This window comes from Roseovarius sp. EC-HK134 (genome assembly GCF_902498815.1).
Classification (GTDB): domain Bacteria; phylum Pseudomonadota; class Alphaproteobacteria; order Rhodobacterales; family Rhodobacteraceae; genus Roseovarius; species Roseovarius mucosus_A.
This window is the reverse complement of the sequence record NZ_LR701544.1, coordinates 1,086,064-1,106,729: the sequence shown is the minus strand read 5'-3', so window position 1 is coordinate 1,106,729 and position 20,666 is coordinate 1,086,064. Positions and strand designations below refer to the sequence as shown.

The 20,666-nt window shown below is 59.1% G+C and carries 23 protein-coding genes and 1 riboswitch; of the genes, 16 read left to right on the top strand and 7 right to left on the bottom strand.

The window, feature by feature from the left end:
- Position 1: 1 nt before the first annotated feature.
- Entirely contained in the window at positions 2-706 is a 705-nt protein-coding gene (locus GC127_RS09220) for a hypothetical protein (RefSeq protein ID WP_008281268.1), read from the bottom strand.
- A 24-nt stretch (positions 707-730) separates the two neighbouring features.
- On the bottom strand, positions 731-964 hold the full coding sequence (locus GC127_RS09215; protein ID WP_037297840.1) for a hypothetical protein: 234 nt from the start codon (positions 962-964) through the stop codon (positions 731-733).
- A gap of 193 nt (positions 965-1,157) precedes the next feature.
- Here GC127_RS09215 and GC127_RS09210 point away from each other — a divergent pair, with 193 nt between their 5' ends.
- From GC127_RS09210 to GC127_RS09195, 4 genes are all read left to right on the top strand, one after another.
- Positions 1,158-1,559, top strand: a complete 402-nt coding sequence (locus GC127_RS09210; protein WP_254700046.1) for a hypothetical protein — start codon at positions 1,158-1,160, stop codon at positions 1,557-1,559.
- Between the two features lie 27 nt (positions 1,560-1,586).
- Positions 1,587-2,087 (top strand): hypothetical protein, encoded by a 501-nt coding sequence (locus GC127_RS09205; protein ID WP_151977699.1) that lies wholly within the window; start codon positions 1,587-1,589, stop codon positions 2,085-2,087.
- A gap of 72 nt (positions 2,088-2,159) precedes the next feature.
- The gene (locus GC127_RS09200; protein ID WP_081507163.1) at positions 2,160-2,783 is read left to right on the top strand and encodes a ribonuclease HII; all 624 of its coding nucleotides are present in this window, start codon (positions 2,160-2,162) and stop codon (positions 2,781-2,783) included.
- Positions 2,784-2,879: 96 nt separating this feature from the next.
- Entirely contained in the window at positions 2,880-3,992 is a 1,113-nt protein-coding gene (locus tag GC127_RS09195) for a site-specific DNA-methyltransferase (RefSeq protein ID WP_081507164.1), read from the top strand.
- 83 nt (positions 3,993-4,075) lie between these two features.
- Here GC127_RS09195 and GC127_RS09190 read toward each other — a convergent pair whose 3' ends face one another.
- Positions 4,076-5,440, bottom strand: coding sequence for an MmgE/PrpD family protein (locus GC127_RS09190; RefSeq protein WP_151977697.1), 1,365 nt, complete (start codon positions 5,438-5,440; stop codon positions 4,076-4,078).
- Positions 5,441-5,569: 129 nt separating this feature from the next.
- A riboswitch (TPP riboswitch) is annotated at positions 5,570-5,672 on the top strand.
- Positions 5,673-5,718: 46 nt separating this feature from the next.
- Between GC127_RS09190 and thiD the strand changes: the two genes are divergently transcribed.
- From thiD to tenA, 8 genes are read left to right on the top strand one after another with little or no spacing between them, the layout of a single operon-like run.
- On the top strand, positions 5,719-6,513 hold the full coding sequence (thiD, locus tag GC127_RS09185) for a bifunctional hydroxymethylpyrimidine kinase/phosphomethylpyrimidine kinase (protein WP_151977695.1): 795 nt from the start codon (positions 5,719-5,721) through the stop codon (positions 6,511-6,513).
- Positions 6,510-7,496: an FAD-dependent oxidoreductase gene (locus GC127_RS09180; RefSeq protein WP_151977693.1), complete on the top strand. Its 987-nt coding sequence runs from the start codon at positions 6,510-6,512 to the stop codon at positions 7,494-7,496. The genes thiD and GC127_RS09180 overlap by 4 nt, the downstream gene beginning before the upstream one ends.
- Positions 7,480-7,677 carry a sulfur carrier protein ThiS gene (thiS, locus tag GC127_RS09175; protein ID WP_151977691.1) on the top strand — a complete coding sequence of 66 codons (198 nt, stop codon included), beginning with the start codon at positions 7,480-7,482 and terminating at the stop codon, positions 7,675-7,677. The genes GC127_RS09180 and thiS overlap by 17 nt, the downstream gene beginning before the upstream one ends.
- 1 nt (position 7,678) lies before the next feature.
- On the top strand, positions 7,679-8,449 hold the full coding sequence (locus tag GC127_RS09170; RefSeq protein ID WP_081507169.1) for a thiazole synthase: 771 nt from the start codon (positions 7,679-7,681) through the stop codon (positions 8,447-8,449).
- Positions 8,449-9,045, top strand: coding sequence for a thiamine phosphate synthase (locus GC127_RS09165; protein WP_008281257.1), 597 nt, complete (start codon positions 8,449-8,451; stop codon positions 9,043-9,045). The genes GC127_RS09170 and GC127_RS09165 overlap by 1 nt, the downstream gene beginning before the upstream one ends.
- Entirely contained in the window at positions 9,042-10,025 is a 984-nt protein-coding gene (locus GC127_RS09160) for a HesA/MoeB/ThiF family protein (protein ID WP_151977689.1), read from the top strand. The genes GC127_RS09165 and GC127_RS09160 overlap by 4 nt, the downstream gene beginning before the upstream one ends.
- The gene (locus GC127_RS09155) at positions 10,022-10,954 is read left to right on the top strand and encodes an ABC transporter substrate-binding protein (RefSeq protein ID WP_081507172.1); all 933 of its coding nucleotides are present in this window, start codon (positions 10,022-10,024) and stop codon (positions 10,952-10,954) included. Before GC127_RS09160 ends, GC127_RS09155 begins: the two co-directional genes overlap by 4 nt.
- On the top strand, positions 10,951-11,634 hold the full coding sequence (gene tenA, locus GC127_RS09150) for a thiaminase II (protein ID WP_008281254.1): 684 nt from the start codon (positions 10,951-10,953) through the stop codon (positions 11,632-11,634). Before GC127_RS09155 ends, tenA begins: the two co-directional genes overlap by 4 nt.
- A 5-nt stretch (positions 11,635-11,639) precedes the next feature.
- Here tenA and GC127_RS09145 read toward each other — a convergent pair whose 3' ends face one another.
- From GC127_RS09145 to GC127_RS09130, 4 genes are all read right to left on the bottom strand, one after another.
- Positions 11,640-12,023 carry a DUF3307 domain-containing protein gene (locus GC127_RS09145; protein ID WP_037297929.1) on the bottom strand — a complete coding sequence of 128 codons (384 nt, stop codon included), beginning with the start codon at positions 12,021-12,023 and terminating at the stop codon, positions 11,640-11,642.
- A gap of 126 nt (positions 12,024-12,149) precedes the next feature.
- On the bottom strand, positions 12,150-13,928 hold the full coding sequence (locus tag GC127_RS09140; protein ID WP_050775758.1) for an adenylate/guanylate cyclase domain-containing protein: 1,779 nt from the start codon (positions 13,926-13,928) through the stop codon (positions 12,150-12,152).
- A 41-nt stretch (positions 13,929-13,969) separates the two neighbouring features.
- Positions 13,970-15,523 (bottom strand): NAD(P)-binding protein, encoded by a 1,554-nt coding sequence (locus tag GC127_RS09135; RefSeq protein WP_151977687.1) that lies wholly within the window; start codon positions 15,521-15,523, stop codon positions 13,970-13,972.
- A 119-nt stretch (positions 15,524-15,642) separates the two neighbouring features.
- Complete coding sequence (locus GC127_RS09130) at positions 15,643-16,602, bottom strand: LysR family transcriptional regulator (protein WP_008281250.1); 960 nt, start codon at positions 16,600-16,602, stop codon at positions 15,643-15,645.
- A 94-nt stretch (positions 16,603-16,696) separates the two neighbouring features.
- Between GC127_RS09130 and GC127_RS09125 the strand changes: the two genes are divergently transcribed.
- The 4 genes from GC127_RS09125 to GC127_RS09110 are packed head-to-tail and all read left to right on the top strand — an operon-like array spanning position 16,697 to position 20,664.
- Positions 16,697-17,578 carry an ABC transporter permease gene (locus GC127_RS09125; RefSeq protein ID WP_254700043.1) on the top strand — a complete coding sequence of 294 codons (882 nt, stop codon included), beginning with the start codon at positions 16,697-16,699 and terminating at the stop codon, positions 17,576-17,578.
- A complete protein-coding gene (locus tag GC127_RS09120) occupies positions 17,578-18,363 on the top strand; it encodes an ABC transporter permease (RefSeq protein WP_151977685.1) in 786 nt (261 codons plus the stop codon). Before GC127_RS09125 ends, GC127_RS09120 begins: the two co-directional genes overlap by 1 nt.
- 34 nt (positions 18,364-18,397) lie before the next feature.
- Positions 18,398-19,540 carry a PotD/PotF family extracellular solute-binding protein gene (locus tag GC127_RS09115; protein ID WP_151977683.1) on the top strand — a complete coding sequence of 381 codons (1,143 nt, stop codon included), beginning with the start codon at positions 18,398-18,400 and terminating at the stop codon, positions 19,538-19,540.
- 53 nt (positions 19,541-19,593) lie between these two features.
- A complete protein-coding gene (locus GC127_RS09110) occupies positions 19,594-20,664 on the top strand; it encodes an ABC transporter ATP-binding protein (RefSeq protein WP_008281246.1) in 1,071 nt (356 codons plus the stop codon).
- Positions 20,665-20,666: the final 2 nt, after the last annotated feature.

The window sequence follows — 20,666 nt, the reverse complement described above, 5'->3', positions numbered from 1 at the left end:
CTCAGATCACCCGGATCACAGCCTTGTCGATGGCCAGCATATACCCGCGCCGCGCAATATTCTTGACCAATAGCTCGCTCACCAACTGATTGCCCAACGTGTCGCGCAGGCGCTTGATGCGCGTTGCACCGGCGGCCTCTTCGCAATCCTCGGGTTTGCGCCCCGAAATCACGGCTTCAATCTCGGCCCCGGTCATCACATCGTCATCCATCCGGGCCTCTGCCAGTACACTCAACGTTTCCATGGCGGCATCAGTCAGCTTGAACCCCATATCGTTGAGATACACTGTCTTTTCATCGCGGCTGATGAGCAGGGAACTGACCTGAATCCCCGAGCGCTCGATCTGCGCCATGCGGCGGTTGAGGGTGATCAGCATCACCAGAAAAACCAGTGACGCCACCAGCAGAGCTGTTGCGAAGACCAACAGCACAAAGATCACCATCCGGTAGCTGACCAGTGTTTCTGAGAATGCCGTACCTGAAAGGGCAAGGATTTCCAGCAGTTTGATTTCGCCTTCACCGGTCAGCGCGTCATTCTCAACAAAGATCCGCTCGACCTTGGCGTTGAAGGCGTTGGCATCTGGCAGGCTGAGAAACAGGAACACCGCAGCACTGGTCAGAATTGCAACGATGGCCCCGACCCCGGCAATCACCACACGATTGCCGGATCGGCGTGCATCAGCGGCGGTGGTGGTTATCCCGCGCATCCGCGCACCCGTTGACCTATCACCTTAGGTTTCCTTCTTTGACAGCACCTTGAGCAAGGTCAGACCTTGCTGTGCCAATTGCGCCCGGAGCGCGGCCTCTGCTGAGGCGCAGGGCGCGTTTACGACGGTGACGTCGTAATACAGCTCAAGCGGTTTGTCGCGCTTGGCCTTGTATTCTACCTGACAGGCCGCCTGTGCCGTGGTTGCGGCAAGCATCAGGCCAAAGGCAAGGATAAAGGGGCGTGTTATCTGTTCCATGCCGCCAAGATGCGCCAAGGCCTGCGGCTATTCAATAACTTGTGCGACGGACTGGCCGGAAAACGGCGTGTTATCTGATATCATTGGGGCGTTATTGCCTGTCTGGGCGGGCTGATCCCATCCTCGGATTACAGCGTTCGGTCATGCGGACCGACGCAAGAAAACGACCGTCAGCATCCTGAAAGGAATGACCATGCACCGCAAGTTCATCGCTCTCATCATCGGCGCGGCTCTGACCGTGTCCAGCCTTACCGCAGCCCCAGCCCAAGCCCAGAACCGCGGCGAAACCGCGGCCATCATCGCCGGGGTTGCGGCGCTGGCCATCGTTGGGGCCGCACTTGCGGATGATCGCAATCGCGACCGCGATCGTCGCAACGACTATGCCACGCGGGGTCATGGCTATCAGCAGCACTATTACACCCCGAAACGGCACCACAAACAGGTCTACAAACCCAATCATCACCGCCACCACTACAACCAGCACCGCTCTTACGAACCGCAGCGCGGCTATGGCCGCCAGCATCAAGGGCGCCCGGTCTATCAGCGGGGCTATGGCAACCATGTCCCCTATCACCGCGACAACCATCGCAACTAGACCACTCGCTTGTGAAAGGATCATCCAATGTTCAGGAAAATTACCACAGCCCTTATTATTGGTGCCGTTGCGCTGACAACCGCCACCGCCACCCCCGCGCTTGCCCGCGACCGCAGCGACAACCGCAATCTTGCCGTGGGGATTGCCTTGGGCGCAATTGTGGGCGCGGCGATTGCCAGCAACAGCAAGCAGAAGAACAACGACGGCTATCGGGACAATGGCTCTTATCGCGACTACGACGGTCGCAATTACAGCACCCGTGACCGTCGGCATGACAAAGCCTATAACGATCACCGCTATGACAACGGCCGTGGGGGCTATGGCAAAAATTATGGCAAGGCACAGCGCGTCAATTTGCCGGGGGCTTGCAGGGTCTATGCAGGCAACCGGGCGGGATACTCTGGCCGCTGCCTGAACCAGCGCTACGGCTCTTACACTGCCCTGCCGTCGGCCTGCGCCGTGCGGGTGGGCGGGCATCATCAGGTGATCTACCGGGATCACTGTCTGAACCAATACGGTTTCTACTGAAAACATCGCGCGCGCAAGGGAGGGGCACGCCCCTCCCTTTGCATTTGCGCTCGGATCATGCGACGTGGGGTCATGCTTGGCCCTGATTTCACCCATGAACGCGCCGCCCTGTCAGAGGGGTATCTCCGCATTGCCGGGGTGGATGAGGTTGGGCGCGGGCCATTGGCTGGTCCGGTGACGGCCGCCGCCGTGATCCTTGATCCGGGCAATATTCCCGAGGGGTTGAACGACTCAAAGAAACTCAGCGCGGCGCGACGTGCCATACTTTGTGAGGCTATCCATGCCTCTGCCGAGGTCAGCGTGGCCCATGCCAGCGTCGCAGAGATTGATCAGCTCAACATTCTGCGCGCCGCGCATCTGGCGATGGAGAGGGCGATTGCAGCACTCGATCCTCCGCCCGATCTTGTCCTGATTGACGGTAACCTGATCCCGCGTGGCCTGACCCTGCCCGCCCGTGCCATTGTGCGCGGCGATGCGGTCTCGGTTTCGATTGCGGCGGCCTCAATTGTGGCGAAAATCAGGCGCGATCAGATCATGTGGGATTTAGCGCAACAGTTCCCCGGCTATGGCTGGGAACGGAACGCCGGATACCCATCGAAAAGCCACAGAGAGGCGCTCCTAAATCTTGGTGTGACCCCACATCATAGACGTTCGTTCAAGCCGGTGCACAACATATTGTATCAAGAAAATAACTAACCCTCTGATTCAAAAAAGAATTTGACGGCGAATCGGGTTTGACTCATCTTGGTCTCCAACGACCAGAGCGCAGAAGCGCCGGGACAGAGGCAGAAGATGACGACAATGACCAAAGCCAAGGGCGCGCCTGCGCTCCCTCTCAATACGATTATCGCCGGGGATTGCATCGAGGTGATGAACAGCTTGCCAGAGGCAAGCGTTGATCTCATCTTTGCTGATCCGCCTTATAATCTACAGCTCAAGGGCGACCTGCATCGACCCGACAATAGCCAAGTGGATGCAGTCGATGACGCGTGGGACCAATTTGCAAGTTTCGCCGCCTACGACAAGTTCACCCAAGACTGGCTCAAGGCGGCGCGCCGCTTGCTCAAACCTCATGGGGCAATCTGGGTCATCGGCTCTTATCACAACATCTTTCGGGTCGGTGCGGCGCTGCAGGATGCGGGCTATTGGATCCTGAACGATGTGATCTGGCGCAAATCCAACCCGATGCCGAATTTTCGCGGCAAGCGCCTGACCAACGCCCACGAAACGATGATCTGGGCGTCGAAATCCGAGGGTGCGAAGTACACCTTCAATTACGAGGCGCTGAAATCGCTCAACGACGGGGTGCAGATGCGCTCGGATTGGGTGCTGCCGCTCTGCACCGGGCATGAGCGGCTCAAGGATGACAACGGCGACAAGGCGCATCCGACGCAAAAACCCGAGAGCCTGTTGCACCGCGTTCTTGTCGGATCGACCAATCCCGGCGATGTCGTACTGGACCCGTTTTTTGGCACGGGCACCACGGGTGCCGTGGCCAAGATGCTGGGCCGCGATTACATCGGGATTGAACGTGAGGCAGCCTATCGCGGTGTTGCGGAAAAGCGGCTTGCGAATATCCGTAAATTCGACCGCGACGCGCTTCAGGTTTCAACATCCAAACGGGCAGAGCCCCGTGTGCCCTTTGGTCAGTTGATCGAGCGCGGAATGTTGCGCCCCGGTGAGGTTCTGACCTCGATCAACGGCAAAGCGGCCAAGGTGCGTGCCGATGGCACGTTGGTGGCCGATGGCGTTAACGGCTCGATCCATCAGATCGGTGCGCATCTCGAAGGCGCACCCTCGTGCAACGGCTGGACCTATTGGTGCTTCAAGCGCGAGGGCAAGGTGGTGCCCATCGACGTGCTACGCCAGCAAATTCGCTCGGAAATGGAAGAGCGACCTAACTGATTACCCAGACACCGCCGGTGCCCAAGGCCTGACTTTCTCGGGCACCATTGACTTGCCCCGCCCTCATGGCGGGGCTTTTTTTGTCATCGGTCCGGTGCAGGCGTGACCAGATCAGCCATCTCGGAAAAAAGCATATCTGGCTGCAACAGTCTGTGTTTCATATCCCAAAGCGCCGCAATGCGCCCCTCCGACAGCACATGCCCGGCCATCGCACCCAGCTTGGTGCGCACGTCCGCTTCGGGCATGGGGGCCTCTGGGCCGCCACGCGCGTTGACATCGCCTGAGGTCAGTCGCCGCCCGTCCTGCAGGATCGCCGTCACATCAGACCAGCGCCCGCCGGGAAAGCGGACAGAATGGCGCGGTTCTTCACGCACCGTGATCCGCGCGTGCAGGCGGGCGACCTCCGGATCATTCAGGCCCGAACCGGTGATGTGCTCTGGCCCGATGCGCCCATGCACCAGCAGCGTGGCAAGCGCAAAACCCAGCGAATACTGCGCCTCGCTCGTCGTCTTGGGAAGGCCCGGAAAAAGCGCGGCGGATTGGGCAAATGTCGCCACTTCAAGCCGCTCAATCTCTGCGGCGCGCAGCCCTTGCTCAACCATCAGCACACGCACCCCTTCCAGCGCGCCATGCGCCCAACGGCAAATCGGATAGGGTTTGATGTAGTTGCGCAGGATGGTCCAATCCTGTCCCAAATCTTCCCAAATATGCGCCACGTCTTCTCTCTCGACCGTAATCGCGGGCGCGCCGGTAAAGCCGCGTTCTGCAAGAAACAGTGACGAAATTCCTACAAGCGCCCCCATTCCCGATCCGTCATGCAACATGGTAGGATTGGCAATTTCGCGCATCATCTGGCTGCGCGGCCCATGATATTCCGCGATCCCCATAGCCTCGCGCAACACATCCGAGGGTTGCCCACGCAGATGCGCCCCAAGGGCCGCAACACCCAGCGCATTCCAAGCGCCCGAGGTGTGATAATCGCTGACCGTGGCATGAAGCGCCACACCGGCCCGTGCCGCCACCTCATAGCCCATCGCAAGCGCAGTGAGCGCCTGCCGCCCGGTCAACTGTGGATGCTGCCCAGCATAGGCAAAGAGCGCTGGCACCAGCGCGCAGCCGATATGCCCTTTGGTCGGGTTGTAGCCGTCATGCCCATCAAGATTGTCGATCTGCGTAGCAAGCGCCCAAGCCGCCCCAGGCATGGCACAGGTTCGCCCGTCAAATAGCAAAGTTGCGCTGTGTTTGTCACTAGAAGCCGCATGAAACTCTACCGCGAAATCGCGTACGATCTGACCCACCTCCAGTGTCGCGGCCCCCGCAGCGACGCCGAGCGTATCAATCAGCAGGAGGGCAATACGCTCCAGCACCTCTTGCGGAACGTCAAGCGCGGGATCGAGCACGAATTTCGCGACGCGGTCGAACTGAGGGCGGTCTAGAACACAGGACATCTGAGCAACTTTCTGCAAGAGGGACTGCCCCAAAGTGGCGTTTTTACACGCCGGTTTGACGGCTGTTTGCGACATTTCCTGTCTCGCATTCTCCTCTTGCAGCGCGCAGAACCGGCTGTTAGCAATCAGGCATATCCGTTGGGGTGCCCGTGTTCAGGGCTGAGAGGTGCAAAGCCAACCCATCGAACCTGATCCGGGTGATGCCGGCGTAGGGAACGGACCTCAGCACGCCCGGCGCGCACTCCGTCCGTTTCCCCGCAAGATGAGAGGAACGGCAGATGATTGCCACAGCTTTGACAATCGCGGGCTCCGACAGCGGCGGCGGCGCGGGCATTCAGGCAGATCTCAAGACGTTTTCGGCACTGGGCGTCTATGGAACGAGCGTGATTACCGCCGTGACAGCCCAAAACACCTGTGCGGTGACCGATGTGCATCCCATCCCTAACGCGACTGTTGAAGCACAGATTTTAGCTGTTTTAGGCGATATCAGGGTCGATTGCATCAAGATCGGCATGCTGGGCGACGCAGGTCTCATCGAAACAGTGGCGCGGGCTCTGGCGGAATATCATGGCCCCATCGTCCTTGATCCCGTGATGGTCGCAAAATCCGGCGCGCGCCTTTTGCCGGACGCTGCGCGTGCCGCCCTCGTGGAACACCTTGTGCCACGTGCCGATCTCCTCACCCCGAACCTGCCAGAGGCGGCAGCACTTTTGGGCATGTCAGAGGCGCGCGACAGTACGGAAATGCAGGCGCAGGGCGCGCTTCTGCGGGACATGGGTACCGTGGCCGTCTTGATGAAGGGCGGGCACGCGCAAGGCGAGACTTGCACCGATTGGCTGATTGCTGACGCAACATACCGCCTCGACGCCCCCCGCATCGCCACGCGCAACACCCATGGCACTGGCTGCACACTATCATCGGCCATTGCGGCACATCTCGCAAAGGGACTAACCTTGCCAAAAGCGGTTGAAACTGCCCATGGCTGGTTGCATCGCGCCATTCTCGCCGCAGATACGCTGGAAATTGGCAAGGGCCATGGCCCGGTGCACCACTTTCACGAGGTTTGGACATGACAGGGCCTGTCACCATCCGGGGCGCGGGCATCGTTGGCCTCTGCGTGGCAACCGAACTTGTCGCGCGTGGCATTGACGTTACTTTACGCGATCCCGCACCATCACCCGGCGCGCATGCCTGCTCTTGGTGGGCGGGCGGCATGCTGGCCCCATTTTGCGAGGGCTTTTCCGCAGAAGAGCCGGTGGTGCGATTGGGTCAAGCGGCCGCCGATTGGTGGGCGGCACAGGGAGTTGAGGTAATCCGACGGGGCTCGCTCGTTGTCACCTTGCAGCGCGACCGCCGCGAACTGGACCAATTCGCCCGCCGAACCAAGGGGCATCGATTTGTAACAGGCGAAGAATTGGCCATGTTAGAGCCGCATTTGGTTGAGCGCCACGACCGCGCACTTTTCTTTCCTGATGAGGCGCATATCAATCCTCGCGCGGCACTGCACCATCTGCACAAGCGCCTGGTGGACGCAGGCGTGCGATTCGAACAAGATGCGGCAGAGCCTCATGGTTCGGTGATCGACTGTCGCGGCCTCGCCGCGCAGGACAGTTTGCCCGATCTGCGGGGGGTCAAGGGAGAGATGCTGGTGCTGCGCAGCCGTGATGTGACCCTGACAAGGCCCATTCGCCTGTTGCACCCGCGGTTTCCACTCTACATCGTGCCACGGGGCGATGGTGTATTCATGCTGGGTGCGACACAGATCGAGAGCACAGAGCGCGGCCGTGCCTCGGCTCGGTCCGTGATGGAGCTGCTGTCGGCTGCCTATGCTCTGCACCCCGCTTTCGGCGAGGCGGAGGTGCTGGAAATTGGCGCTGATGCGCGCCCTGCTTTCCCCGACAACCTTCCGCGCCTTTCCCGCAAGGGGGGCACAGTTTATGTCAACGGCCTCTTTCGCCACGGCTTCCTCTTGTCGCCTGCGGTGGCGCGTATGGCAGCAGAGATGGTCTCGGGCGATACTCAGAAACCGGAGTTTTATCATGAAGATCACGGTTAACGGCACTGTGCAGGACACCGCTGCACCATCGCTTGATGCGCTGCTGATCGAGCTGGGTTATGGCGCGGCCAAGGTGGCGACTGCAGTGAACGAAAGTTTTGTTCCTGCCGTATTGAGGCCAGAACAGAGACTGAATGACGGCGACCGGATCGAAATCGTCGCACCACGGCAAGGGGGCTGACATGCCTGTTTTCTACGAGACCGAGATCACCTCGCGGCTGATGCTAGGCACTGCGCAATATCCCTCGCCCGCGATCCTCGCCGATGCCTTCAAACGCTCTGGCGCGGGCATCGCCACCGTCTCTGTGCGGCGTGAGGCAGGGGGCGAGCGCGCGGGCCAAGCGTTTTGGGATATGATCCGCGACCTTGATGTGCGCGTGCTGCCCAATACCGCCGGCTGCCATTCGGTCCGGGAGGCTGTAACAACGGCTCAGATGGCGCGGGAACTGTTTGACACGCGCTGGATCAAGCTTGAGGTGATCGGCCACGCCGACACCCTGCAGCCAGACCCCTTTGGCCTGGTCGAAGCGGCGCGCATCCTGACCGAGGACGGATTTCAGGTGTTTCCTTATTGCACAGAAGACCTTGTGCTCTGCGAGCGCCTGGTAGAGGCGGGATGCCAGGTGTTGATGCCTTGGGGTGCCCCGATTGGTACGGGGCTTGGCCTCAATAACATCTACGGCCTTCGCTCTTTGCGTGCGCATTTCCCCGATCTGCCGCTGGTGATCGATGCAGGCCTAGGCCTGCCAAGCCAAGCGGCACATGCGATGGAACTAGGCTATGACGCAGTGCTGCTTAACACAGCCGTGGCCAAGGCAGGCGATCCGGCGTCGATGGCCGACGGGTTCGCCCGCGCATTGGAGGCAGGGCGCCTTGCCTATGAGGCCGACCCGATGGAGCCGCGCGATATGGCCGCCCCCTCGACCCCCGTGTTAGGAAGGGCCTTTACCTGATGTCTCTGCCGCGTTTCTATCCGATTTTCGATCACACGGACTGGCTTCGCCGCGTGCTGCCACTTGGTGTTAAACTCGTGCAGTTGCGCATCAAGGATCTTACGGGCGAGGCCTTGAACGCGCAAATTACGCAGGCACAGAGCCTATGTCGGACCCATGGTGCCACTCTCGTGGTCAACGATCATTGGCAAGCCGCGATTGATGCAGGCGCGACTTGGGTGCATCTGGGGCAGGAGGATCTCGACACCGCCGACATTCCCGCCATGCGCCGTGCCGGGCTGAAGCTGGGGCTTAGCACCCATGATCATGCGGAGCTTGACCGGGCTCTCTCGCACGATCCCGATTACGTGGCGCTTGGTCCGGTCTATCCTACCATCCTGAAAAAGATGAAGTGGCACGAACAGGGTCTGGACAAGTTGACCGAATGGAAGCGCCTGATCGGCGACGTTCCCTTGGTCGCCATCGGGGGCATGTCGGTTGAGCGGGCGGGTGGGGCCTATGCGGCCGGGGCGGATATCGTTTCTGCCGTGACGGATATCACGCTCAATCCCGACCCCGAGGCGCGGGTGCAGCACTGGATTGAGGTCACGCGATGACCCGTTATGCGCGTCAGATCGCCCTGCCCGCGTTTGGGGTTGCTGGTCAGGATCGGCTTGCGGCAGCGCATGTGCTGGTGGTGGGTGCGGGCGGCTTGGCCGCCCCGGTGCTGCAATACCTCGTGGGCGCAGGGGTGGGGCGCATCACGCTGATGGATGGCGACCGGGTCAGTCTCAGCAACTTGCACCGTCAAACGCTGTTTCGCATGGCGGATATCGGCCAACCAAAGGCGCAGGTTGCCGCGGCACACATGACCTTGCTAAATCCAGATTGCAAGATTTCAGCCGTATTAGAGCCGCTTGATCCGGTCAATGCACCGGGCCATGTCGCGGTCGTTGATCTTGTGCTCGACTGCGCTGACAGTTTCGCGGCAAGTTACATATTGTCCGACACCTGCCATGGCTTGGGCAAGCCGCTCATCAGCGCGTCCATCGTTGGCACCTCTGGCTACGTCGGTGGCTTTTGCGGCGGCGCGCCCTCGTTGCGTGCGCTGTTTCCGGACCTGCCAGACCGATTAGGCAGTTGCGATGCTGATGGCGTGTTTGGTCCCGCTGTCGGCGTTATGGGCAGTCTTCAGGCGCAGATGGCAATCGCAAATTTAGCCGGAATAGAGCCTGATCCATTGGGGCAGCTTGTGACCTTTGAGGCGATCGGTTCCCGCTTCGGCGGCTTCCGCTTTGACAAAGCATCAGAGCCAAAGGATGGATTTCTTTTTATTGCCCCCGCTCAGATCACGCCCTCCGATTGGCTGATCGACCTGCGCGCCGAGGCAGAGAGCGGGCCCGCTTTGCCAAACGCCATCCGCCGTAGCGTTTCGGATTTCGATCACCCCAACACGCATCCGCAGGGGCCGCGCGCGGTGCTCGCGTGCCGCTCTGGTTTGCGGTCATGGCAAGCCGCAACACGGCTGCGCGGCCACTGGGACGGCGAAATTGCCCTGATCGCCCTTGGCGACGTTCAACAGGAGACAGATACATGAAACACCTCACCCTGATCTTTGCCCTTTTGGCCAGCCCGGCCATGGCGCAGGACAAGATGACCCTGATCCTCGATTGGTTCATAAACCCCGATCACGGGCCCATCATTCTGGCCGAGGAATTGGGATATTTCAAAGAAGCCGGACTCGAGGTAGAGGTCATTGCCCCCGCCGACCCAAGTGATCCGCCCAAGATGGTCGCCGCCGGGCAAGCCGATCTTGCGATTTCCTATCAGCCGCAATTGCACATGCAGATCGAGAATGGCCTTCCGCTGCGCCGCGTTGGCACGCTCGTTGCCACGCCGCTCAATTGTCTCTTGGTGTTAGAGGATGGGCCGATCAAATCGACGGCTGACCTTAAGGGCCGCAAGGTTGGTTTTTCGGTGGCTGGCGTCGAAGAAGTGCTGCTTTCAACAATTCTTGCGCAGCATGGCCACAGCCTGAGCGATATCGAACTGGTCAGCGTCAACTGGTCGCTGTCGCCCTCGCTCATGTCCGGTCAGGTCGATGCGGTGATCGGCGCCTATCGTAACTTCGAGCTTAATCAAATGGAGATCGAAGGCGTGCCGGGCCGCTGTTTCTATATCGAGGAAGAAGGTGTGCCCGCCTATGACGAGCTGATCTATGTCGCCAATCCCGATTCGATGGATGCCGAGATGATCCGCCGCTTTCTGCACGCCACTGAGCGCGCAACGCAGTACATCATGAACCATCCGCAAGACAGCTGGGAGATTTTCGCAGGCACTTCGCCCGAGTTGCAGGATGAGCTGAATGAAAAGGCTTGGGTTGATACCTTTCCGCGCTTTGCAACCCGGCCCGCCGCCTTGGATCACGCGCGCTACAAGCGGTTTGAACAATTCCTGCTCGACGCAGGAATGATCAGTGACGCGACCCCGGTTTCCGGGCTTGCCATGGACCTGAACGCAGAATGACGCGCGATTACGGAACGACCTTTCCCCGCTTGCGCGATGCGGCGGGCACGGTCTGGCAGGACTATACGCATCACGCCTTTGTCGAAGGATTGGGTAACGGCACGTTGCCGCGCAAGGCCTTCCTTGGCTATCTCGTGCAGGATTACGTATTCCTGATCCATTTTGCGCGGGCTTGGGCGCTCGCTGTGACCAAAGCCGATGCACTCGAGGAAATGCGCGCCTGCGCCGCCACCGTTGATGCGCTGGTCAATCACGAACTTAGCCTGCATGTGAAAACCTGCGCCGAGGCGGGGCTAAGCGAGGCGGATCTCTACACCGCAGAAGAGCATCCTGCCAACCTTGCCTATACGCGCTACGTGCTTGACGCGGGCCATTCTGGCAATTTTCTTGACCTTCTGGCCGCCCTTACCCCATGCGTCATGGGCTATGGCGAGATTGGCGCGCGGCTAGGGCCGGTGCCTGCGGATCACCCCTATGCGGATTGGATCAACACCTATGCAGGCGACGCCTATCAACAGGTTTGTCGCGATGCTGGCACGCTCTTTGACGGTGCCGTCCTTCTGCGGCTGGGAGCAGGTGCCGAGACAACCCCGGCCTGGGGGCGGCTTTGCCAGCGTTTTACTACGGCGACGCGGTTAGAGGTAAGTTTTTGGGATATGGGCCTGTCGTTTGGGGCGTGAAACGCTCAGGTCGCGCGGCTGACCACCACTGCGAAAAGCGCGATATACGTAAGCTGGTGCGCGGCCTGATCGAGCCCGAGGTAATACCAAAACCTCGGGTCGGTCTCGGTCAGATCCTCTATGCGCACGAGACGCGCCTTGGACCAGTCTATGTGATAATGCAGCGCCACCTCTGCCAGCACGAGACCAAGAGCAAAATTCCAAGGAAGAGCAAACCAGAGCAGGATAGGCAGGCTGAGTATCCCATGCACCCCGGCGTGCACGATACCCGCCAGATGCCCATACCTTCCTTTGTTCCGTGCGATCCATGCCGTCTGGAACTGAAAATCGCCAAGGTAATGCTTGATCTGAAACAGGATCAAAAGAAGGCACAGATCAAAAATACTCATCGTGAAAACCTCGGCAATTGCCATGAATGCTGGGCTCTGAACGAACACTCCGACGGAAACGTGGTTTGATACAATTTGGGTCTAGCGGTAATTCCGTTAGTCTATCACATCTCGCGGGCATTTGCATCACCGGCGCGGCAAACCCATCGACACAAGCGTTTCCAGGTCATCCTTGATCCCCGCCACCAGCGCGGGCCATTTTGGAAAGTGAAACCCGTATTTGATTACATCCAACGAGAAATCAGGCCGCACGGTCAAGGCCTGCGCCAAGGCACGCTCGGCCGTGGTCTGATCCCCGGCGCGCAAGGATAGAACAGCATAGGCGGAATGCACAAAGGCCTCCGCCCCAGGATTGCGCGCCGCAGGTTCGAGATACTGGCGCATATTCTCACCCAAGCTCATGTCGCGCATCCAGATGGCAACGGCGAGCATCCAGTAAAAGGACCACAGCATCGGATCCTGAGGGCTGAGGCGAATGGCCTCTAGCCCGGCCGCTTCCATCTCTTCGGTGTTGGGGTTCTTTTGGAAGAGGTTGATAAAGGTCTGCGCGTTATAGATCAGCGCATCGTTGTGATTGAGCGCCCGCGCGCGGGCCAACGCCTCTCTGGCATCGTTTTCTTGCCCTTGCAGCGTCAAAAGTTGCGCAAGCGTGATATGCCCAAGCTCGAGCCTGTCATCCAATTCGATGGCGCGATTGGCGTGAAACATGCCCTTCACCACATCCTCGCGGGGATTGCGGCTCCGGCCCGAGTAAATCCGCACCGCATGAACACGTCCTATCAGCGCATGGGGCAAAGCATAGGTCGGATCTGCCTCGGCGGCGGCATGAAAGAGGGCGGTTGCGTTACGGACGCCGCCAGAGGTGCGCATGTCAATCTCGGTCAGGCCACGCTGGCACATTTCCCAAGCTGACAGGCTCTCGGTGGGTTTGGCGCGCGACATGGCACGCTCATGCGCGCCAATCTCCGGTGTCAGCCCAGTCACGATACAGCGCGTGATGTCATCTTGCAGCGCAAAGAGATCAGCCATGTCGCGATCATAGCGATCAGACCATATCTGACGACCTGTCTCGGCCTCGATCAGTTGTGCTGTAACACGCAGACGGGCACCCGCACGGCGCACAGCACCTTTGACCACATAGCGCACACGCATGTCCTGCGCGATCTGGCGCATGTCTTGCGCGCGGTCTTTATACGCAAAGGAGGAGCCGCGTGCGATGACAAAAAGCGAGCGAAACCGCGACAACTCGTTGATCAAATCTTCGGCGATCCCATCCGCCAGAAACCCATCCTCGACCGAAGAGGACAAGTTATCGAAGGGCAGCACGATGACAGAAGGACGATCTGCGCTCTGGGTGACGGTGCTGCGGTTCTCGGCTTCGACCCCGGTTGTGACATGCCAAACCTCAACCGGCGTGGGGATGTTTCGGACAAATTGCATGCCTTGCCCGGTGATCGTCAGGCCCGGTTCCCGCGCCAGCATGTCGCGCACCGTGCGTGACACGCAAATGCCGCCGGGTGCCGATAGGGTTTCAAGCCGCGCCGCAATATTGACGACATCGCCCAGAACATCGCTTCCGTCGATCAGGACACTGCCGTGGTTTATCCCCACGCGCAGCCAGATACGCAGGTCGTCGGGTTCCTGAAGCTGATGCGCGGCAATAGCGCGTTGCGCGCTCAAAGAGGCATGGACCGCTGCGGCAGGGCCGGGGAATTCCACCAAAAGCCCGTCGCCCATGGATTTAACAACCCGCCCACCATGATCTGCAATCGCCGGGTCAATAATGGCGTGCCGCAAGATGCGCAGCCGCTCAAACACCCCCTCCTCGTCCATTGCGACGAGGCGAGAAAACCCCACCACATCCGCGGCGGCGATAGTTGTCGCCCTGCGCTCCAGCGCTTTCACCTCTGTCCCCTTCGTCGCGGCGCCCGTTCCGCCCCCAAAGTTTAAGGTAAGCGGGTGATCTTTGTCACCTGAGCATTTTGAGTGATACTTAGCGTCGGGGCCATTTGTTTCCAGATATCAAGCCAACCTTTTGACAAAACGGTAACTGCTGGCTTGTCGCTGAAAATCAGACCAAGGGTCAGGGGCAATGAAATCCAGATCATGCCATAATAGGCTGGGATTTGTTTCAGCGGGCCATATCCCTGCACCGAATAGGCATATTCCAGCATTCCGGTCAGGATCAGCAGATCATTCTTGGCGAGAAAATCGTAGAAGCTGTCATATTGCAGCAACTCCTTCGGCGCACTCAGCGGCATCGGCAGGGTCAGCCCACGGTAGATCGCCAAGAGCACGTCATATTCCGCCAAGCGCACAAAGATCTCCGCCTTGACCTTATCCTCATTGAACCCGGCCATCCAGTTTTCCGGATCGGCAAAGGGCTGGTTGGCCTCGTAGTAACCTTTGAGCAGGGTGTAGTCGTCATAATCCATCAAGGTGGCTGGGGCAGGCACGCCGGGAAACTGCCCTGTCGTCACCATGGCGCGGATTGAATGGCCTGCGGGGTCCTGGTGATCGGCGGTCAGAAACATGCCCTCGCGGATATTCCCGTCCATGAACCCGCAGGCGGCAAAATGCGCGGCCATCTTGTCATACGCGGGCGAGAGATAACAGGTGCCCAGTTCACAGGGTGTGGGTTGCCCATTGGGCGATGGTGTATCGTAGGTGACGGTATGCGTCTTGCCTCCGAAACGGTCTGTGGATTCGAGGATTTCGACATTGGTATAGCCCAAACCTTGCAGCCGATGCGCGAACATCATGCCTGAAGGCCCAGCCCCCAGCACAATGATAGGCGCCCCTTTGTCGGCAGGTAGCGACCAACCCAGCGCCGCCTGCTGATCCAGCAGCATCCCGCCATATTGCCAGCACTGCAGCACAGATTCAAAGCAGGTCGAGCCATGCACAAAAACCGTGTTGTTCTTGCCCTGCAGGCCCAGATAATTCCACGGTCCGCCACCGCGAAGACCCGTATTATCGAAATGGTCGAAATAGGGCGTCCTCAGATCGACCGGCGCGCCGGTGCTGTCGGTCACAATCTCATAATCCGGATAAGGCCACCAATCGAGCGTCGGCAGCGTCTGCTCCAGATTGGCGAGAAACTCCGCCTCGGTCATTGGCGGATTGGCCGGACCCTGTAGCTGATACACGGTGACAAGGTTCTCGGTCATGGAATTGGCGGTCTCTAACGAGAATTGCTTGGCTGTTTCATTGCGATACCCACTGACATGGCCCGCCATGGCCGAAATCTCTGTCGGCGCTAGAATGATGCCATATTGCGGCGCAGGATTGGGCACTTTTACCCTCACCAATGTGGTGTGAAAGGTAAAGTTGGTCAGCTGATCAAAGACCGCTGTTTCTGCTGCGGTATAGTCACAAATACTGCTCAGATTGCGTGGCTCGCAGGCGACGACCAAAAGATCGCAAGTTTTGGTGACTGGGGCAGCCCCATCAATGGCAACGGTCAGCGTGACGGCTGGGGAGGTCGTTGTGGGCGTCAAAACAGGTCTCCTGGAATCAGTGATGAAAAACTGGCCCGAAACGGGGCAATTTTGACGCTACACTGATTTGCGTAACGGTTGAATCTTTTATGCGGGGCACAAGCCTTGCGCGCAGAGCTCTAGCGATAGGTGCGCTCTTCAATCGGGGTTTCGTCAATCCGGGCCAATAGCCGATCAAGCAGGCTTTGTTCCGCCCGATTGAGCACGGCGCGCGGATTCCAGACAACGTGCACATCAACCGCCGCCGTCTGATCATAGGGGGGTAACTGCCACAAAAGCCCGTCTCGCACATCGCGCTCCGCCACATGCAACGGCAGCGGGCCCACGCCAATTCCCGCGATGATCATGCGCCGCACCTCTTCCAGATGGCTGGAGGTGGCGATGATCTGATCCCCCAATTCCGCCTGTGCCCGCATCAAGGTTACGGGTTTGAGAGCGTCTTGCAATCGGTCGGTTTCAAAGCTGACGGCAGAGCGCCCAGCAAGGTCCGCCCGCGTGAGATCACGTTGCCCAAACAGCGCATGGCGCGGCCCGCAAAACAGGCCAAAGAACTCTCGGTAAAGGCGCATATACTCTAGCTTGGGGTTGCGCTGATGCACAAGGCAGATGGCAAAGGAGGCCGAGCGCGCCGACACCGTTTCAATCGCCTGCGCAGAAGAATGCACCTCGATTGCCAACGTCGCGCGGGGGTTTTCAGCATGGAATTCTGCCAGAACCTGATCAAAAAGCGGGCAGATCACGTGAGAGGCCAAAGACAGGCGCACATGACCCGTCACCTCATCCGTCATATCGCGCATAAGGGTCGAGAGGCGCAAAATAGAGCCTTGGATATCTAGCGCCTCGCGATACAGAACCTCGCCCGCCTCGGTCAGTGCGAAATGCCCCGGTGTGCGGTGAATAAGACGTTTGCCAACCCGTTCCTCTAACCGTTTCAACGCTGTAGACACAGACGGCTGCGTCAGCCGCAACCGATGTGCAGCATCCGTAACAGAGCTGGACTGCGCCAGCGTGACAAAGGTGCGCAAGAGGTTCCAATCCATCTCGCGCATGATGCGTTCGGGGCTGTTACGATCATCCATAGGCTACATCTATTGTCACAATTCCCATTATCTATTTGATTAATGATGGCCTGCTTTGCACCCTCATCGCAAGCCCGCATTTGACGGGTCGCGCATGAAAGGGAGACGCATGTCGGTTGAGGCCCGCGAAGCGAGGCAGCCGTGGATTCTGTTGTCACCCGCCTTGGGGGCGGTGACGCTTCTTTTGCTTGTGCCGCTCATGTTCATCATCGTCTATTCGTTCTGGCTGCGCTCGGCGATGGGCGCGGATACGGTCGGCTTCTACCTCGACAACTGGCAAAAAACCCTCACGGATCGGTTTTACCGCGACATCCTGCTCAACACGTTGAAAATCGCGGCGATAACCACGGCAATCTGTGCCCTGATGGGGTATCCGGCGGCCTATTTCATCGCCCGTTCGCGCGGCAACAAGATGGTGCTGCTGCTCTTGCTTATGCTGCCGTTCTGGATCAGCTATATCATCCGCACGATGAGCTGGATCAACATTCTGGGCACATCCGGCGCGCTCAATTCCCTGCTCTTATCGCTTGGCATCATCAACGAGCCGATCCAGATGCTCTATAACGAGGCCACGGTGATCCTCGGGCTTGTGCATTTCTTGCTGCCCTTCATGGTGCTCAATGTCTACGTTAGCCTTGAGGGCATCGACACAAATCTGGAGGATGCTGCCAATTCGCTGGGGGCAACCCGGTGGCAGGCGTTTACCCAAGTCACCTTGCCGCTCTCGCTTCCCGGCCTTGCGGCGGGCGGCTTGCTCTGCTTTGTGCTGGGCGCTGGCACCTATATTACCCCGGTGATCCTTGGCGGGCCACGCGATGCGATGTTCGCAAATCTGGTGTTTGAGGCGATCATCACCCAGTTGAACTGGCCACTTGGATCGGCGCTGTCGCTCTTGCTGTTGATCGTATTGGGGCTGCTGGTCGCCATCTACAACCGCTATCTCGGCATGGCGCAACTGGCCAAGGGGCTGGGCTGATGGGGTGGCAGATCATCCGCGCTTGGACCGTTATGGTCTATGCTTTCATGTTTTTGCCGGTGGCGGTGGTGGTGCTCTTGTCATTTAACGCCAACCAATTCGGCAGTTTTCCGATGACTGGCGTATCGCTGCATTGGTTTCAGGAACTGTGGAATAACGACGCCGTGATGCGCGCCTTTCGCACGTCGCTTGTGCTTGGTCTGATGACCGCGGTGATCTCGACGACCTTGGGGATTTTGGCAAGCCTTGCCTTGGTGCGCTACAACATCCCCGGTCGCAACGCGATCACCACGCTGCTGATCGCGCCTATCCTTGTGCCAGAGGTGGTGCTGGCGGTGGCGCTCTTGCTATTTCTCAACTGGCTGGGCATCGGCAAGAGTTTCGCACTGCTTCTGGCAGGGCATGTGATCTTTACCCTGCCCTTCGTGATCCTTGTGGTGCAGGCGCGCCTTGTCAGCATCAAGCGCGATGTAGAAGAGGCCGCACTCAGCCTCGGCGCCTCGCCAGTGCAGACCTTCTTTTCCGTGACCCTGCCGTTGATGCTGCCCGCCGTCGCGGCGGGGGCGCTCTTTGCCTTTACCATCAGCTTTGACGACATCACCGGCACGCTCTTTTGGAAACCCGGCGGGGTCGAGACCGTGCCGACGCAGATCTTCTCGATGCTGCGCAATTCGATCAGTCCGGAAATCAACGCTCTTGGCACCGTGATGATCGTTATGACCGTGGGCCTTCCGCTGCTCGGAGCGGCGGTGGCCCGCAAACTCGCCATGAAAGGCGGCGCTTAAGAACCGCATTAACCCTCAACAAGGAGATATGAAAATGGACAATACCAAACGATACGAAAGACTACTCGACCGCTATCGCAACGGCGATCTGGACCGGCGCAATTTTCTGGGCCTGATCGGCGCTGCGGGGCTCGCGTATGGTGTGCAGACACCCTTTGCCAAGTTTGCCCAGGCCCAGGATATGAAACAGGTCCGGTTTGATGGCTGGGGCGGGGTAGTGTCCGAAGCGTTCCGCAAACATGCGTTTGACCCTTACACAGCAGAAACCGGGATTACCGTGGTCGATGGCACCTTTGCGGGCGGCGATGAATATCTGGCACAGGTCCGCTCTAGCCAAGAGGGTGAATATAACATCGCGCATCTGTCCGGCGTGTTCGACTATGCGCGCTATGTGAACTTTGGCCTGACAGTCGAGTTGAACCTCGACAACATCCCCAACATGGCGCTGGTGATGGATGCGCTGACCAATGCCTTCCGCCGGGTGACCCCGGATTACCTCTCGGCTGTGCCTTATGACTATGGAACCACGGGGCTGGCCTATAATCGCAAGTACATCTCAGATGAGGAGATGAAAGAAAAAGGTGCCTCGATCCTCATTGACGCCGCTTACAAGGGCAAGATCGGCGGTTGGTCAGATTGGCGCACGCGGGTCTGGTATGGCGCGTTGCAGACCGGGCAGGACCCGAACAACATTCAGGATATGGAAGCGGTCTGGGATGCGATCCGCAGCCATCGCGATCTGGCGCTGAAATATTGGTCCTCGGGTGCAGAGCTGATGAGCCTTCTGGCCGAAGAAGAGATCTACGTCACCGAAGGCTGGTCTGGCCGCATCGCCGCCCTTCAACAGCATGGCCACGACATCGGCTATTACGACGCGCCCGGCAGCTTTGCTTGGCAGGAATGTCTGCACGTGCTCAAGGGCAGCCCGGTTGAGGCGTGTGAGGAGTTGCTGAACTTTATGCTCGCGCCTGAAACCTCAATCGCTGTGGCCGAGGGGCAGAATTATCCGCCCGCTCTGGATGGGACCAAGGTGGATCTGGGGTCCAAGATCCCAACCCTGCCCGCCTACGACCCAACCGGCACGCTTGAATCGCTGACCTTTGCCAACCCGACGTACTGGAACGGCAATGAGGCCGAATGGTCCGAAACCTTCAGCCGCGTGCAGCGCGGGTATTGAGCCAGAACCGCGTCCCGATATGGGGCGCGGTCCACCCCGAGAGGACCCCGCGAATGAGCGCCGTCACCCTGAAGAACATCGTCAAGCGGTTCGGCACCTTTACCGCCGTGCATCGCACCACACTGGAAATTCCCGAGGGGGCTTTTGTCACGCTGCTTGGTCCGTCGGGCTGTGGCAAGACGACCAATCTGCGAATGATCGCGGGGCTTCTCGATCCCACCGAGGGCGAAATCCTCATTGGCGGCAAGCGTGTCAACGACGTGCCCATTCACAAGCGCAATCTTGGTCTCGTCTTTCAGAATTACGCGCTTTTCCCGCACAAGACTGTGGCAGAAAATGTGGCGTTTGGCCTGAAATACCGCAACGTCCCAAAATCCGAAATTCCAGCCAAGGTGCAGGCTGCGCTTGATCTTGTGCAATTGCCCAATGTCGGGGAACGCTATCCCAAGGAACTGTCGGGCGGGCAACAACAGCGCATCGCCCTTGCCCGTGCCATCGTGATCGAACCAGATGTGCTTCTCCTTGATGAACCGCTCTCGGCACTTGATGCCAATCTGCGCGAAGATATGCGCGTTGAACTCAAACGTATCCAAGAACGGATCGGCGTAACCACGGTCTTTGTCACGCATGACCAATCCGAGGCGCTGGCCATGTCCGATTTGATCGTTGTCATGTCCGAGGGGCGGGTAGAGCAAGTGGGCAAACCCGAAGAAGTTTATAACACGCCGGCCAGCGAATTTGTCGCGAACTTCCTCGGAGCGTCCAATATCTCTGAGGCGCGCTGCGTCGAACATGGCGCAGCGGTCGTCGTGGAGGATGCCATATTTGGCCGAGTGAGCGTGCCCGCCGCCAAGGCGCCTAATCTGAGCGGCACCGGTCCAGCCAAGCTGGTGGTGCGCGCCGAAAAGCTGAGGCTCGCGCGCGATCCCGCGCCCGAGGGTGTGATTTCTGTTCCCGCAACCGTGGAAACAGTAGATTATCAAGGGCAGGCTGTGCGGTATTTCGTGCGTGCAGGTGAGGCGCAGTTACAAGCCATCAACATGATCGACGACCACCCATTTGCGGTGGGCGCTGCGGTGCATCTGCACTTGCGCCCGCAAGATTGTGCGGCGTTACCGGGATAAGA